This is a genomic window from Gordonia sp. CPCC 205515 (genome assembly GCF_048537925.1).
In the GTDB taxonomy this organism is placed as follows: domain Bacteria; phylum Actinomycetota; class Actinomycetes; order Mycobacteriales; family Mycobacteriaceae; genus Gordonia.
Genome location: NZ_JBCLVJ010000012.1, coordinates 86759 through 101877, shown reverse-complemented (window position 1 = coordinate 101877; position 15119 = coordinate 86759). Strand labels below are relative to the sequence as shown.

Genomic DNA, 15119 nt, shown 5'->3' with positions numbered 1-15119 from the left:
GGAGAGGACTAGGTTTGTAGGCGGTCCTCCGCTGCCCCGGAGGCGCATGCTCAGCCACCTGACGCCCATTGTTCTGACAGGAGTGCACAGTGACGAAGATCGTGATCATCGGCGGCGGACCGGCAGGTTATGAGGCGGCGCTGGCCGCAGCCGCCTACGGCGCCGACATCACGGTGATCGACTCCGACGGCGTCGGCGGCGCCTGCGTGCTGTGGGACTGTGTGCCGTCGAAGACCTTCATTGCGTCCACCGGGATCCGCACGGAGGTTCGGCGGGCCAAGGATCTCGGTATCGAGCTCAACACGACCGACACGCGGGTGACCCTGACCCAGATCCATCAGCGGGTGCGCGATCTGGCGTTCGCCCAGTCGGCCGACATCCGGTCCCGACTGATCAGCGAGGGCGTGACCGTGGTGGCCGGGCGCGCCGAACTCGGTGCCCGGCAACTCGGGGTGTCCACGCACGAGGTCACCGCCACCCTGGCCGACGGCACCACCCAGCGCTTCGACGGAGACGTGGTGCTCATCGCGACCGGTGCGTCGCCGCGGGTGCTGCCCGATGCGCAACCCGACGGTGAACGCATCCTGACCTGGCGTCAGCTCTACGACCTCGAGAAGCTGCCCGAGCATCTGATCGTGGTGGGTTCGGGTGTCACCGGTGCCGAATTCGTGCACGCCTACACCGAACTCGGCGTCAAGGTGACCCTGGTGTCGAGCCGCGACCGAGTGCTGCCGCACGAGGACGAGGACGCGGCACTCGTCCTCGAGGACGCCCTCGCCGAGCGTGGCGTCGAACTGATCAAACACGCGCGCGCGGACAAGGTTGAACGACACGGTGATTCGGTGACCGCCCATCTGGCCGACGGCACCACGGTGACCGGATCGCATGTACTGATGACGGTGGGGTCGGTGCCCAACACCAACGGCCTCGGCCTCGACCGGGCCGGCGTGGATCTGGGCAAGGGCGGCTACATCACCGTCGACCGGGTCTCGCGGACATCGGTGCCCGGCATCTATGCCGCCGGCGACTGCACCGGTCTGCTTCCGCTGGCATCGGTCGCCGCGATGCAGGGACGGATCGCGATGTACCACGCGCTGGGTGAGGGCGTGAGCCCGATCAAGCTGAAAACTGTTGCGTCGGCGATCTTTACCCGCCCGGAGATCGCCACCGTCGGAGTCTCGCAGAAGGCGATCGACGCGGGGGAGTATCCGGCGCGCACGGTGATGCTGCCGCTGGCCACCAATCCGCGCGCCAAGATGAGCGGTCTGCGGCGCGGCTTCGTGAAGATCTTCTGCCGCCCGGCGACCGGTGTGGTGATAGGCGGTGTGGTGGTCGCGCCGAACGCGTCGGAACTGATCCTGCCGATTGCCCTCGCCGTGCAGAACAAGTTGATGGTTTCCGATCTCGCACAGACCTTTTCGGTGTACCCGTCGCTGTCGGGGTCGATCACCGAGGCCGCTCGGCAACTCGTGCGGCACGACGACCTCGACTGACTCACTCACTCGCGCCGCCCGCAAGCTGGTGGTCGGTGTCGACGAAGGTGGTGTGTGCCGCTGCGCAGGACCGGGCGAGGTCGGTCAGGTGGGCGGCCTGCGCTGCGAGTTGTGTCTGCCACTCGTGTAGTGCCGGGATGAGAGCGGACTGCATGCCGCTGCCCTCGGTGCACTCGCCGAAGTGATTGGCCGCGGCGACAGCAGTGACCGCACGGTCGGCCGCCCGCAACGCGTCGGCGCACTCTGCCGCGGCGCGCGCCCGTCTGGCCCAGTCGGTGGCCGCCGACTGCACGATCTGCCCGTCGGGACCGGGACTCGACGGTGGGGTGGGGGCGTCGTCGCTCATGTCCATTAGACGTTTTATCCACAGCCTCGGTTCCACCCCCGATTTCGGGGGGTGGACGCGGTAACGTCCGTGCGAGGCGATGGTCGGTGAGGGGAGGGGAGGCCGTGCCGGCGGACGACAGTGTCGACGCGGGTGAACTCGGTGCGCACCCGACGAGCGGTGGCGCATGTGCGGATTCGGGGTTCGAACGGGCGGGTGGGTGCTCGCCGTGGGCGAGCATGTCGATCGGTGAGATCCTCGGCATCGTCGACACCATGAACGACACCGGAGCGGCGGGCGACGCCGCCGCCGTGCAAGCGGCCATCACCGCGGTGCATGCCGCGGCCGACTCGCTCGACGCCGCGTTCGGAACCACCACCGGTGGCATCGTCGGTGCGGCCGTCGATGCGAGTGCCGCGTCGGCGGCAGCGCTGGCCGCCCGCATGCGCAGCACCGCGGGCAACGCCGCGCAGACCCAGGCTGCGATGACCGGTGCCGCGACGACACTGTCGGCGACACGCACCAATCGGGAGATGCTCGAGTCGGTGCGGCGGGCGATGGCCGACAATCCGGAGAACGCCCCCGCACTGCGCGCCGGGGTGGAGGTGGTGATGTCGGCGACGTACACCATTCCGATGAACACCGCGCAGGCCGGCGTGCCGGGACCGGCGGTGACCGGCGACGGCAGGGCGATGGCCGATGTGCGGACCGGGAGCACCGTGACGGACGTGGTCGGCGGGGGTGCGCGCTCGGTGGTTGGCGGCGGTGGTTCGGCCGATCCGACTCTTGCGCAACCGGATTCGGCAGGAACGTCGACATGGACCGCCGACCCGCTGGATCAGGAGGGCGTGGGCACCGGCACGCAGGCGGGTGTCACGGCCGTCACGTCGACAGTGAGCCCTGCGTCAACCGCCCGCACCCCGACCACCGGCACCCAGTCCAGGGCGGCCGCATCGACCGGCGATCGCCCGCTGTCTCGTGGCTCTGGTGCGACGTCGCCGGCTTCGGTTGGCGCCCAAGGACTCACCGGCTCCGCGCCGGGCCCGGGCGGGCGCCGCTCGGCGCCGGGTTCGGCAGGCGCGACGGCCGACGACGACGGGCAGCGCACCGTCGACGTCCCGGTGCCGGGGACTCGATCGGGCGATCCGGTTGCGTCGCATGGTGGTCCTGTTCCCGTTGGCGGCGGCGGTGGGGGAGGCGGGATGGTCGGCGCCCGCACGCCGCTGACACAGCGACTGCTCAGCGCGCTGCCGGTCGCCACCGTGGTGGGCACCACCTCCGGCGCGACGGTGCCTGCCGGACCGGTGCGGTCGACGGTCGGTCCCTTCGGTGCCGGACCACACGCCGGTCGCGAACGAGGACGCGACGGCCGGCATACGGCGGCGTCGTATCTGCACACCACCGACAACGGTGCGCAGATCGTCGGGGCGTTGCCGCTCGTCGGCCCGCCGGTCATCGGTGGGTGGGCGGTGGCGCGGCCGTCGCCGGAGGACGTCGAGGAGTCCGATGGCGCCGATCCGCCCGTGGACACCGAGCGGCCGGACAATGAGCGGCCGGGCACCGAGCGGCCGGGCACCGGGGACGAGTGACGGTGCGACCCGGAGAACGTCTGCCCGCCGGACTCATAGACCTCGTGGCCCGGATACCCGACGCCGACCTCACCCACTGCCTGCGGCTGTTGGCGATCACTGCGGTCGATGTCACCGACCTCGGCAGCACCCCGGTGGTGCGGTCGGCCCTCACCGACTGGCGGCTACACGGTCGGGTCTCCGACGACACCCGTACGGCACTCGACACGCTTCTGCGCCGCATCGAATCCGACGGTTTCGAGTATCAGCGGCGGGGCGCGATCGACGACTGGCGCACCGCCTACCTCCGCGTGCGCACCCTCGAATGCCTGCGCATCTGCTTCGACAACCGGATCGCGCCGCGGACCGCGGTGGCCGAGGCCGCCGCCGAGGCCGCGATTGCGCTGCGCAGTCACATCGCGGTCACGGCGATCCTCAGCGACTTCGTCGCCAGATCACTACCCGTCTAGCCGAGATCGAGACTGTGCTCGACCGCCCGATTCCACTCGCGGTACAGGCGGTCCCGTTCGTCGTCGGACATCTCCGGTGTCCAGCGGGTGTCCTCGGCCCAGTTGTCGCGGATCTCGTCCTCGGACTCCCAGTACCCCACCGCGAGGCCCGCCGCGTAGGCCGCGCCGAGTGCGGTGGTCTCGTTGACCACGGGCCGCACCACCGGCACGTCGAGCATGTCGGCCTGGAACTGCATGAGCAGATCGTTGACCACCATGCCGCCGTCGACCTTGAGCGTGGAGAGCTCCACTCCGGAGTCGGCCTGCATCGCCTCGATGACCTCGCGGGTCTGGAAAGCGCTGGCCTCCAACGCTGCTCGCGCAAGGTGGCCCTTGTTGGCGAAGCGGGTCAACCCGACGATCACCCCGCGGGCGTCCGGTCGCCACCGGGGCGCGAAGAGCCCGGAGAAGGCCGGCACGAAGTAGACGCCGCCATTGTCATCGACCTCGGCGGCCAACGCCTCGATCTCCGAGGCATGCGCGAACAACCCGAGATTGTCCCGCAGCCACTGCACCAGCGACCCGGTGACCGCGATCGACCCCTCCAACGCGTAGCGCGCATCCTGGTCGCCGATCCGATAACACACGGTGGTGAGCAGACCGTGGTCGCTGAAGACCGGTTCGGTCCCGGTGTTGAGCAGCAGGAAATTGCCGGTGCCGTAGGTGTTCTTCGCCTCTCCGGGACTCAGACATGCCTGCCCGAAGGTCGCCGCCTGCTGATCGCCGAGGATTCCGGCGAGCGGCACCCCGGCCATCGATCCATGCTCGCGTAACGGCGCGTACACCTCCGACGAACTGCGGATCTCCGGCAACACCGCGGTGGGGATGCCCATCTCGCCGCAGATCTCCTCGTCCCACGCCAAGGTCCGCAGATCCATCAGCATCGTCCGCGACGCGTTGGTCACGTCGGTGATGTGCACCCCGCCGTCTGCTCCGCCGGTGGCATTCCAGGCCACCCAGGAATCCATTGTGCCGAAGCAGAGTTCGCCGGCCTCGGCGCGGTCGCGGGCGCCGTCGACATTGTCGAGCAGCCAGCGGATCTTCGGGCCGGCGAAATACGTGGACAGCGGCAGTCCGGTGCGATCCCGGTAGCGGTCGACGCCCGCCTCGCCCGCGAGTTCGTCGCACAGCGCTTTGGTCCGGGTGTCCTGCCACACGATGGCGTTGTGGATCGGTTCGCCGGTTGCGCGATCCCACAGCAGTGTTGTTTCTCGCTGGTTGGTCAGCCCGCACGCCTCGATGACGGTGGCGTCGAGATCGGCCGAGGCCAGCGCCGACGCGACGACGCGGCGGGTGTTGCGCCAGATCTCGGCGGCGTCGTGCTCCACCCACCCGGCCTGCGGAAAGATCTGACGGTGTTCGAGTTGCTCGGAGCTGATGACCCGTCCCTGACGATCGAAGATCATCGCCCGCGTGGAGGTGGTGCCCTGGTCGATCGCCGCGACGTACGTCTGCTTAGCCACGACGCCAGTCTTGCACGCGGCCGGTCTGCAGGAGTTCAATCGGCCGTGGCGGCCCCGTTGCACAGTGTCGCATGCGGCGGGCTCCTCCGAGATCAATTAGTCTCGGCAATCATGAACACCGAGTTCAATCCAGACCGACCTGCGGATATGGGGCCGCTCTATCGCGAGCAGGCGTGGCGTCGGCTCGGCAGTGAGCAGTTCGACATCGTCGTCATCGGCGGGGGAGTCGTCGGGGTGGGGGCTGCCCTCGACGCGGCCACCCGCGGCCTGCGCGTGGCGCTGGTAGAGGCCCGCGACATCGCCTCCGGCACATCGAGCCGGTCGTCGAAGATGTTCCACGGCGGCCTGCGCTATCTCGAACAGCTCGAATTCGGGCTGGTGCGTGAAGCATTGGCCGAACGTGAACTCTCCCTGCGGTTCCTGGCACCCCACCTGGTCAAGCCATTGCCGTTTCTGTACCCGCTGACCCAGCGGATCTGGGAACGCCCGTATGTCGCCGCCGGTCTGTTCCTCTACGACCAGATGGGCGGCGCGAAATCGGTTCCCGGGCAGAGCCATGTGACCCGCGCCGGGGCGTTGCGGGTGGCGCCGGCACTCAAACGGAACTCGCTCGTCGGCGGTATCCGCTACTACGACACCGTCGTCGACGATGCACGCCACTGCCTGACCGTGGCCCGCACCGCCGCCCATTACGGTGCGGTGATCCGCACCTCGACACAGGTGGTCGGCTTCATCACGGAGTCCGATCGGGTTCTCGGTGTGCGCGTGCGTGATTCGGAGAGCGGGGAGCTCGCCGAGGTGCGGGCGCACTGCGTCATCAACGCCGCCGGGGTGTGGACCGACGAGGTGCAGGCACTCTCAAAACAGCGGGGCCACTTCCGGGTTCGCGCATCCAAGGGTGTGCACATCGTGGTGCCGCGCGACCGGATCGTGTCCGAGACGGCGATCATTCTGCGGACCAAGAACTCGGTGCTGTTCGTGATCCCGTGGGAGACGCACTGGATCATCGGTACCACCGACACCGACTGGAATCTCGATCTGGCGCACCCGGCCGCCACCCGCGCCGACATCGACTACATCCTCGAGAAGGTCAACGAGGTCCTCGTCACCAAACTCACCCACGCCGACATCGAGGGTGTCTACGCCGGCCTGCGGCCCCTGCTCGCCGGTGAGGACGACGAGACCTCGAAGCTCTCCCGCGAGCATGCGGTGGCCACGGTGTCGCCGGGCCTGGTCGCCATCGCCGGCGGCAAGTACACCACTTATCGGGTGATGGCGGCCGATGCGGTGGACGCGTGCAACGATTTCATCCCCACCCGGGTGGCACCGTCGATCACCGAACGTGTGCCGCTGCTCGGGGCCGACGGCTACTTCGCGCTGATCAACCAGTGCGAGCACCTCGGGCAGCGATTCGGCTTGCACCCCTACCGGATTCGTCGTCTCCTCAACCGGTACGGCTCACTCATCGACGACGTCCTCTACTACGCCGATGCGGACCCGTCGTTGCTGGCGCCGCTGGCCGCCGCCCCGCAATACCTCCGGGTCGAGGTGGTCTACGCCGCGATCGACGAGGCGGCGCTCCATCTCGAGGACGTGCTGGCCCGTCGCACCCGCATCGCCATCGAATACCCGCACCGCGGCGTCGATTGCGCGCAGGAGGTGGCCGAGCTGCTCGCGCCCATTCTCGGGTGGACGCAGCAGCAGACGGCGTACGAGGTGGCCACCTACATCGCCCGGGTGGAGGCCGAGATCGCGTCCCAGCGGCAACCCGACGACGCCTCCGCAGATGCGTTGCGGGCCGCGGCCCCGGAGGCGCGTCCGGAAATACTCGAGCCCGTCCCGGTACCGGAATGAGGCCGTCTACTCGGGACCTTCTACTCTGGTAATGACCATCCGCCGTGACGAATAATGAACTATGGCAGAAGGACAGATCATGGTTGAGAATGCCGTACACGAACTCACCGTCGAAGAGGCCTGGAAGCAACTGGCCGCTGTTGAACTCGGGCGAATTGCCTTGAGTGTCAACGGACAGCCCGACATCTTCCCGGTCAACTTCTATGCCGGTGAGGGCAAGATCGTCTTCCGTACCGGAGAGGGCACCAAGCTCTCCGAGCTCGTGGTCAATGAGCACGTCGCCTTCGAGGCCGACGACCACACCGATGCGGGTGGTTGGAGTGTCGTCGCGAAAGGCACTGGCCGTGTGCTGGTTTCGGGTCATGACATCGCCGCTGCCGACGAGTTGCCGTTGAAGCCGTGGATTCCCACGCTCAAGTACAACTACGTCGAGATCTCGGTCACCGAGATCACCGGCAGGCGTTTTCTGTTCGGCCCAGAGCCGGAACGGTACCCGGTCTAATCGGGGGCGGGTATCGCGTCGGCATCATTGCCACGCGATCCGCTACATGTCCGAGATGGTGTCACGACTGGCATCGCGGACAAAAGTAGATCACGCGTTCACCGCCGATCGAGCCGAGTTGCACTCGCTCGATCGGCGTTTGGCATCTCCGGCACCCGTGCCCGCGTCGCCCGTACACCCACATCCGCGCATTCGGGGCGGTGTTGCCGGTCGTGGTGCGCGTCGTCCGCAACCGATTGGCCCACAACATCTTCCGCGCCAGCTCCACCATCGGCGGCAGATTCACCTCGGCCACCGGCCGGGTGGATGCAACCCCACGCAGAAAACAGATCTCGCTGCGATACACGTTGCCGATGCCGGCCAGGTTCCGCTGATCCAGCAGCGCCTCACCGATCTCCCGATCCGGGTCGGCCGCCAGGCGTCGCACCGCCTCGGCGGCATCCCAGTGCTCGCCCAACAGATCCGGGCCGAGGTAGGCGAGCGTAGCATCCGGATCCTCGAGGAGCTCGAGAATTCCCAGGGCGAATCCGACCGCCTCGGAGCCGTTGGCGCGCAGCACGATCCGTGCCTCGAACCCGGGTCGCCGCCACCGCTGACCAACCCGGTGCACGTGCCACGCACCCTCCATCTTCAGATGCGAGTGGATACTGACGTCCGCGGTGTCGATCAACAGATGCTTACCCACCGACCGAACTGCGGTGACCTCCTGCCCGGTCAGATCGACGGTGGCCAGTGACGGAATCCGGAACTGGCAGTGGTCGATTCGGTGTCCGGCCAACGCCTTCCGCAACCGTGCGGCCGCGGCGAACACGGTATCGCCCTCAGGCATGCGCCCCGTACCGCATCCGGATTCCACGGGGCGTGGTGGCGAAACCCGCCGCGACGAGAGCCCGCCCGAAATCGGTGGTGAGGACCGGTTGGCCATCCACCTGGTCGATCATCAATCGCGAGACCCGGCCGGACCGCACCAGTCGCACGAGGGCGTCCGCGGTTGCGGCGACCGATGATTCGCGGTTGGTGAAGGTGAGCACCGTCTTGCCGCCGCGTTCGACGAAGGCCACCAACTCGCCGTCGACGAGGACGATCAGCGCGCCCGGCTTCCGGCCCGGTCGGTGACCACTCTCCTCGGCGTCGCGCGGCGGCCAGTCCAGTGCCGCGCCGAAGGGATTGGCGGGATCGGTGGCGGCCAGCACCACGGCCTTGGCGGCGGCCTTACGATCGGGCAGTGCGTGCGCACGCAACGCATCGACCTGGCTCGGTGACGCGAACTGCGCACCACCGAGACCGTCCACGTAATAGCCGCGCCGCACCTGTCCACTGTCCTCGAACACATTGAGTGCCTTGTAGATCCGGGCGAAGCCGCCGACGACGTCCTCGACCGTGACACTGCCGCGGGTGACCACGCCGTAGCGGGCCAGCAACTGGTCGCAGAGCGCCTGGGTGGCCACCGTCGGATCAACGGTCGGGTGGTGCAGCAGGAACCAGCGGCCCCCGGCCGTCGGCGGGACCGAGCCACGCAACGATTGTTCGGCCAGATAGCGGGTGGACAGCCGCTGCGGCCGCAATCGCGGTGCGCGGCCCCGCGATCGATGCGTGGGCATCGATTTCGGCGCCGACGACGCACGCCGGGGTGCGATGGCCGCGCGCAGCGGTGCGAAGGAGTCGTTGCTGATCCAGCCCGCCCACACCAGATCCCACAGTGCAGCCTCCACCTCGGTGGCCGCGGGGGGTGTGCCGTCGTCGTCTGCTGCGGCGTCCACGATCTGGGTGAACCGCAGGGCGCCACCGGGTTCGAGCGCGGCCAGTACCCGTGAATGCACCGGCGTGAGGTCGATCTCGTCGGGCGCGGGCACCGTCAGTGCCGCGACATCGGCCGTGTGCAAGGAGATCCAGCCGTCCGAGCCGCCGATGCGGCCGCGCGCCGTCCACACCACCTCGCCGGAAGCGAGAAGTTCGTCGAGCATCGCCGGCGTGTAGTCGGCTACGCGCGAGGGCAGCACCAGCGACTCCCACGCCGAGGCCGGCAACGGGTAGCCGGCCAACTGGTCGACGACCATGTCCACGGCATCGACACCCGTCAGCGGGTCGTCGAGTCCGACATGCTGCCACGCGGTCAGGAAGCGGGCATAGACATCGGTACCGACCGGCGCCACCTCGGCACGACTGGCCGCCAGCGAGCCACGCCGGATCTGCCCGAGGACATCGGCGTGACACCACTGCGTGACCCGGGTGCCCGGCCCGGACTCGGTGTCCGGCAGAAAATCACCTTCGACGACCCGACGATCACCGGCCAACCGGGTGAGCACATCGCGCACCACACCCGCCGCCATGCCCAGGTTCTCGGCCGCCTCGGCAATGGTGAACGGGCCATGCGTGCGGGCATAGCGGCCCACCAGATCGCCAAGCGGGTCGGCGACCTCGTCCAGGTAAGCGGTCGGAATACCCAGCGGCGCAGGTACACCCAGGCCGTCGCGGAGGCGTGCGGTGTCGTCGATGGATGCCCACAGCGCCCGGCTGCGGTGGTTGATCGAGATGATCTGCCCGCTGCGGTGCAATTCGGTCAAGGTCTCGAGGATCGGTTCCTCGCCGCGGTACCGGGCCTCCACGTCCTCGGTGCTCAGCGGGCCGAGCCAGCGCAGCAGGTCGACGACATCCTCCGCGTCACGGGCCTGCCGTTCGGGGGTCCGGCGCTGCAGGCGGGCGGTGACCTCGGCGATCACGCCGGGATCGAGCAGTTCCCGCAGATCCACCCGGCCGAGGAGTTGCGCGAGCAGGCTGGTGTCGAGGGAGAGCGCCGCGGCGCGCCGTTCAGCGAGCGGTGCGTCGTCGGCGTACATGAACGCCCCGACATACCCGAAGAGCATGGACGCGGCGAACGGTGAGGGGCTGGCGGTTTCGGTCTCGACCACCCGCACGCGGCGTCCTCGGATGCGGGTGAGCAGATCGGTCAGCGCGGGCAGGTCGTAGACGTCCTGCAAACATTCGCGGACGGCTTCCAGCACGATCGGGAAGTCCGGGAACTTCGAAGCGACCGAGAGCAATTGGGCGCTGCGCTGCCGTTGCTGCCACAGCGGTGCACGACGGCCCGGATCGCGGCGTGGCAACAGGAGGGCGCGGGCAGCACATTCGCGGAACCGCGAGGCGAACATCGACGAGTCGGCCAGCGCGTCGGTGACCAACTGCTCGATCTCGTCCGGATCGATCACGAAGACCGCGGCGCCCGGCGGGTCGTCGTCGGTGTCCGGCAGTCGCACGATGATGCCGTCGTCAGAGGCGGTGGTGGCGCCCTCGAGGCCGAGGGTGGTGAGCAGGCGTGCGGAGATCGCGCTCGCCCACGGCGCGTGGACGCGTAATCCGTAAGGGGAGTGCAGGATCAGCCGCCAGTCGCCGAGTTCATCACGGAATCGCTCGACCACCAGGGTGCGATCGGTGGGCAGGTGGCCGGTCGCGTCGCGTTGCTCGGTGATCAGTGCGGCGAGGTTGTCGCGGGCGAATCCGGTCAGACCGAGGCGTTCGGCGTGGGCATCGAGGATCTCCGGATCGGCGACGGCGCCGGTGAATTTGCCGATGGCCGCACCCAATTCGGCCGGTCGGCCGACCGAGTCGCCGATCCAGAACGGCAGCCGGCCGGGCTGGCCGGGTGCGGGTGTCACCAGCACCCTGTCGTGGGTGATGTCCTCGATGCGCCAGCTCGTCGCGCCGAGCGCGAAGACATCGCCCACCCGCGATTCGTAGACCATCTCCTCGTCGAGTTCACCGACACGGGTGGATTTCTCGCCCACCATGAACACCCCGAACAACCCTCGGTCCGGGATGGACCCGCCGGAGGTGACGGCAAGGCGCTGCGCTCCACGCCGACCGGACAGTGTGCCGGTGTCGCGGTCCCAGGTGACGCGCGGGCGGAGCTCGGCGAACTCGTCGGACGGGAACCGCCCGGCGATGAGGTCGAGTGTCGCCTCGTAGACACCCCGCGCCAGTTCCCGATAGGGCGCCGCACGGCGGACGACGTCGAACCAGTGCTCGACGTCGAGGTCGTCGATCGCGGCCGCGGCGATGGTCTGCTGTGCGAGGATGTCGAGCGGATTCTGCGGGACCCGCAATTCCTCGATGGCGCCGTCGAGCATCCGTTCCACCGTCACCGTGCAGTGGATGAGGTCGGTGCGGTGCTTCGGATAGAGCACACCCTGACTGATCTCGCCGACTTGGTGCCCGGCGCGGCCGATGCGCTGTAGACCGTTCGCCACCGACGGCGGCGCCTCCACCTGGATCACCAGATCGACCGCACCCATGTCGATGCCGAGTTCCAGTGAACTCGTCGCCACCACGCAGGCGAGGCGACCCGACTTGAGGTCGTCCTCGATCTCCGCGCGCTGCTCTTTGCTGACCGACCCGTGATGGGCGCGGGCGAGCACCGGTTCGGCGCCGGCGCTCGCACCACTGCCCATCACGAAGGCCGGGGACCCGCCGGCCACCCGTGGATTCGGTGCCGCCTGCGCCGGGCTGCCTACGCGTTCGGCGTGGATCTCGTTGAGCCGCGCGGTGAGTCGTTCGGCGAGCCGGCGCGAGTTGGCGAACACGATGGTCGCGCGGTTCTTCTCGATGAGGTCGACGATCGAGTTCTCCACGTACGGCCACAGCGATCCGGCGGTGGGGGAGAACGCATCGTCGAGATCATCGCTGGAATCGGCCGGCGCTGGAATGTTGGCCATGTCCTCGACCGGCACATCGACGCGCAGGTCAAAGGTCTTGGTGGCCTTGGGTTTCACCACCGTGCACGGGGCGGCGCCGCTGAGGAAGCCGGCGACCAATTCCGGTGGGCGGACCGTCGCGGACAGGCCGATCCGCTGCGCGGGCCGATCGAGGATCTCGTCGAGGCGTTCGAGGGTCAGGGCCAGGTGGGTGCCGCGTTTGGTGGCCGCGACGGCGTGCACCTCGTCGACGATGATCGTGTCGACGTGCGTCAGGGTTTCCCGCGCCGCCGACGTCAACATCAGATACAGCGACTCGGGGGTGATGATGAGGATGTCGGGTGGCGTCTTGACGAGGGATCGTCGCTGCGTCGGCGACGTGTCGCCGGACCGCACCCCGACGGTGATGTTCGGCTCCGGCTGATCGAGTTCCTGCGCCGCCCGGGTGATCCCGGTGAGTGGGGCCCGCAGGTTGCGTTCGACGTCGACCGCAAGTGCCTTGAGCGGGGAGATGTAGACGACGCGGGTGCCGTGGGTGCGGTCGGGCTCGGCGGCCAACCGGTCGAGCGCCCACAAGAACGCCGAGAGCGTCTTGCCGGAGCCGGTCGGGGCGATGACGAGGGTGTTGTTGCCGTCGGCGATCGAGGTCCAGGCGCCTGTCTGCGCGGCGGTCGGCGCAGCGAACGCGCCGGTGAACCACCGCTGTGTGGCAGCGGTGAAGCGGTCGAGAACGGTCGCCTTTCGGGGCACTCTGCCATCATCCCCCACACCTATGACAACCCCGGGTATAGAGTCATCTCACATCGCTGTGCGGGGAATCCGGTGAGAGTCCGGAGTGGTCGCGCCGCTGTGATCGTCTGACGGTGTCCACCGTGGGGCGAGAACCAGAATGCCGCCGTGATGACCGTTCGTTTGGACAACGCTGATGGGACGCGAAATCCCAGGGAAAGGACACCGATGACCGCCTCGACCCAGACGGCCGCAAAGGCTCGTTCGCTTGCCGTACCCAATCTGTCCGTTGCGAGTGCCGCTGTCTGGCTGACCCTCACGGTCATGCTCGCCGCACTTGCCTACTACTTCCTCGGCTACGACCAGGGCGCCGTGTCGGTCTTCGGGTCCGACACCCACGTGCACGAGTTCGTACACGACGCCCGCCACTTCCTCGGCTTCCCCTGCCACTGATCGCCCACCGGCAGGGAGACAACAGCACATGGAGAAGAAGTTCATCGGCGCAGGCCTGTTCTCGGGTCTGATCGCCGGCATCGTCGCGTACGTTTTTGCCCGGTTGTTCATCGAACCACAGGTGGCGAAGGCGATCGACTACGAAGAGGGGCGTTCGCACGCCGAGGAGATGCTCGCCGGTGACACCGGTGCGCACGAGCACGGTGAGGTGTTCACCCGCTCGGTGCAGGAGAACATCGGCGCCGGCGTGGGCACCGTCGTGTTCGCGGTGTGTATGGGCGCGTTCTTCGCGGTGGCATTCACCATCCTGTGGAGTTACCTCGGCCGCCGGTACCCGGCGACCGACCCGCGGATGGTCGCCGCCGCGCTGGGCGTGATCGGGTTCGTGGCCCTGTTCGCCGTACCGTTCTTCGTCTATCCGGCCAACCCGCCTGCGGTCGGCAACGACGACACCATCGGCGCGCGCAGCGGCGCGTTCCTGACGATCACGCTGCTGTCGGTCGCGTTCGCGATCGTGGCCGTCATCATCACGTTGTTGCTGCGTCCGCGGCTCGGCGGTCTGGTCTCGGGCATCCTCGGCGCCCTCGGGTATCTGGTCGCGGTGACCATCACCGCGGCCCTGATGCCGGAGTTCCACGAGGTGCCCGGACCGGTGACCAACGACGCCGGCCAGATCGTCTTCCCCGGATTCCCCGGCGACGTGATCGGCGACTTCCGCGTATACGCCATCGCCAACCAGGTCATCTTGTGGACGGTGCTCACCGTCGTCTTCGCCCTCGTCCTCGGGCGGTTGATGCGACCGCAGGATCAGCTGCTCAGCACGCAGTCCCCGCAGACCGCGGTGCGGTCGCCGGAGACCCGGTAGATCAAACAACAACTGCGCCGACGAAATCCCGGCCCGGACCGGAGGACACCCGATTCCACCTCTGGTTCGGCCAGGATCTCGTCGGCTGCGGCGTGCGCGGCCGCCGACAGCTCCGGCCGGGCGAGCGCGATCATTCGTGCCGCGCTGTTGGCCGCGGACGCGACGTTGCCCCCGAGCACCAGGTCACTGACCCCGAACGTGCGGGCGACGGCTCGGGTCACCGCGACGATCGCCGACTCTTCCCACCCGCGATCGTCCGCCCAGATCACCGACAACGGAAATGGGCCACCGAGCCGGTCCTGCCACCAGAGGTCCTCGACGCGTCGCGAGATCGGCTGCCCGTCCATCACGACCGACGCCACCCACGGCGCGATCACGCGCGCCACCAGACCGAGATGGGCGACCGACGCCGCGACCCGGTCATCGACGGTCCCGGAGGGAGCGCCGGGATAAAGCGCCGCCTGGACGGCCACCACTCGAGTGGTCAGCGTCGCGGTTTCTAGGATCGTCGAAAAAGGTTGCCACGGAGCATCTTTGGTTCCGTCGACGGGGTGGGTGTCCACGGCGAAGAACGGTCCCAGCGCCGCAAGGTCATGCACGGTCATCGTCGACCAACATACCGCCTTGGGTGGACAGCCCCGGACCAGCAAAGATACGAAGTGTGCGTCAT

12 protein-coding genes and 1 riboswitch are annotated in these 15119 nt (G+C 68.3%); of the genes, 7 read left to right on the top strand and 5 right to left on the bottom strand.

The genetic code is table 11. The features are described 5' to 3' along the window. Window positions 1-89 precede the first annotated feature (89 nt). On the top strand, window positions 90-1493 hold the full coding sequence (locus AAFP30_RS19795; protein WP_419231712.1) for an NAD(P)H-quinone dehydrogenase: 1404 nt from the start codon (window positions 90-92) through the stop codon (window positions 1491-1493). A 1-nt stretch (window position 1494) separates the two neighbouring features. Here the strand turns inward: AAFP30_RS19795 and AAFP30_RS19790 are convergent, their stop codons facing one another. Then, on the bottom strand, window positions 1495-1839 hold the full coding sequence (locus AAFP30_RS19790; RefSeq protein WP_419231711.1) for a hypothetical protein: 345 nt from the start codon (window positions 1837-1839) through the stop codon (window positions 1495-1497). A 104-nt stretch (window positions 1840-1943) separates the two neighbouring features. Here AAFP30_RS19790 and AAFP30_RS19785 point away from each other — a divergent pair, with 104 nt between their 5' ends. Continuing rightward, window positions 1944-3407: a hypothetical protein gene (locus AAFP30_RS19785; protein ID WP_419231710.1), complete on the top strand. Its 1464-nt coding sequence runs from the start codon at window positions 1944-1946 to the stop codon at window positions 3405-3407. Beyond that, window positions 3404-3856 carry a hypothetical protein gene (locus AAFP30_RS19780; RefSeq protein ID WP_419231709.1) on the top strand — a complete coding sequence of 151 codons (453 nt, stop codon included), beginning with the start codon at window positions 3404-3406 and terminating at the stop codon, window positions 3854-3856. The genes AAFP30_RS19785 and AAFP30_RS19780 overlap by 4 nt, the downstream gene beginning before the upstream one ends. Here AAFP30_RS19780 and glpK read toward each other — a convergent pair. Next, a complete protein-coding gene (gene glpK, locus AAFP30_RS19775; RefSeq protein WP_419231708.1) occupies window positions 3853-5358 on the bottom strand; it encodes a glycerol kinase GlpK in 1506 nt (501 codons plus the stop codon). The two genes, AAFP30_RS19780 and glpK, sit on opposite strands and share 4 nt — an antisense overlap. 111 nt (window positions 5359-5469) lie before the next feature. On the opposite strand from glpK, the gene glpD reads away from it, so the two are divergent. Beyond that, window positions 5470-7212: a glycerol-3-phosphate dehydrogenase gene (glpD, locus tag AAFP30_RS19770; protein WP_419231707.1), complete on the top strand. Its 1743-nt coding sequence runs from the start codon at window positions 5470-5472 to the stop codon at window positions 7210-7212. Window positions 7213-7291: 79 nt separating this feature from the next. Continuing rightward, window positions 7292-7714 (top strand): pyridoxamine 5'-phosphate oxidase family protein, encoded by a 423-nt coding sequence (locus tag AAFP30_RS19765; protein WP_419231706.1) that lies wholly within the window; start codon window positions 7292-7294, stop codon window positions 7712-7714. 61 nt (window positions 7715-7775) lie between these two features. On the opposite strand, the gene AAFP30_RS19760 is transcribed toward AAFP30_RS19765, so the two are convergent. Together AAFP30_RS19760 and AAFP30_RS19755 are read right to left on the bottom strand one after the other, a co-directional pair. Next, window positions 7776-8543 carry a DNA-formamidopyrimidine glycosylase family protein gene (locus AAFP30_RS19760; protein WP_419231705.1) on the bottom strand — a complete coding sequence of 256 codons (768 nt, stop codon included), beginning with the start codon at window positions 8541-8543 and terminating at the stop codon, window positions 7776-7778. Then, window positions 8536-13152 carry an ATP-dependent helicase gene (locus tag AAFP30_RS19755; protein WP_419231704.1) on the bottom strand — a complete coding sequence of 1539 codons (4617 nt, stop codon included), beginning with the start codon at window positions 13150-13152 and terminating at the stop codon, window positions 8536-8538. Before AAFP30_RS19755 ends, AAFP30_RS19760 begins: the two co-directional genes overlap by 8 nt. Before the next feature lie 23 nt (window positions 13153-13175). Continuing rightward, a riboswitch (cobalamin riboswitch) is annotated at window positions 13176-13317 on the top strand. Between the two features lie 42 nt (window positions 13318-13359). Here AAFP30_RS19755 and AAFP30_RS19750 point away from each other — a divergent pair. After that, window positions 13360-13584, top strand: coding sequence for a CbtB domain-containing protein (locus tag AAFP30_RS19750; RefSeq protein WP_419231703.1), 225 nt, complete (start codon window positions 13360-13362; stop codon window positions 13582-13584). 28 nt (window positions 13585-13612) lie between these two features. Beyond that, entirely contained in the window at window positions 13613-14449 is an 837-nt protein-coding gene (locus AAFP30_RS19745; RefSeq protein ID WP_419231702.1) for a CbtA family protein, read from the top strand. On the opposite strand, the gene AAFP30_RS19740 is transcribed toward AAFP30_RS19745, so the two are convergent. Beyond that, window positions 14392-15054: a (2Fe-2S)-binding protein gene (locus AAFP30_RS19740; protein WP_419231701.1), complete on the bottom strand. Its 663-nt coding sequence runs from the start codon at window positions 15052-15054 to the stop codon at window positions 14392-14394. The two genes, AAFP30_RS19745 and AAFP30_RS19740, sit on opposite strands and share 58 nt — an antisense overlap. Window positions 15055-15119: the final 65 nt, after the last annotated feature.

Coding starts and splice junctions, on each gene's coding strand:
- AAFP30_RS19790 (WP_419231711.1), bottom strand. CDS start 1,839: ATGAGCGACGACGCCCCCACCCCACCGTCGAGTCCCGGTCCCGACGGG.
- glpD (WP_419231707.1), top strand. CDS start 5,470: ATGAACACCGAGTTCAATCCAGACCGACCTGCGGATATGGGGCCGCTC.
- AAFP30_RS19765 (WP_419231706.1), top strand. CDS start 7,292: ATGGTTGAGAATGCCGTACACGAACTCACCGTCGAAGAGGCCTGGAAG.
- AAFP30_RS19760 (WP_419231705.1), bottom strand. CDS start 8,543: ATGCCTGAGGGCGATACCGTGTTCGCCGCGGCCGCACGGTTGCGGAAG.
- AAFP30_RS19750 (WP_419231703.1), top strand. CDS start 13,360: ATGACCGCCTCGACCCAGACGGCCGCAAAGGCTCGTTCGCTTGCCGTA.
- AAFP30_RS19745 (WP_419231702.1), top strand. CDS start 13,613: ATGGAGAAGAAGTTCATCGGCGCAGGCCTGTTCTCGGGTCTGATCGCC.
- AAFP30_RS19740 (WP_419231701.1), bottom strand. CDS start 15,054: ATGACCGTGCATGACCTTGCGGCGCTGGGACCGTTCTTCGCCGTGGAC.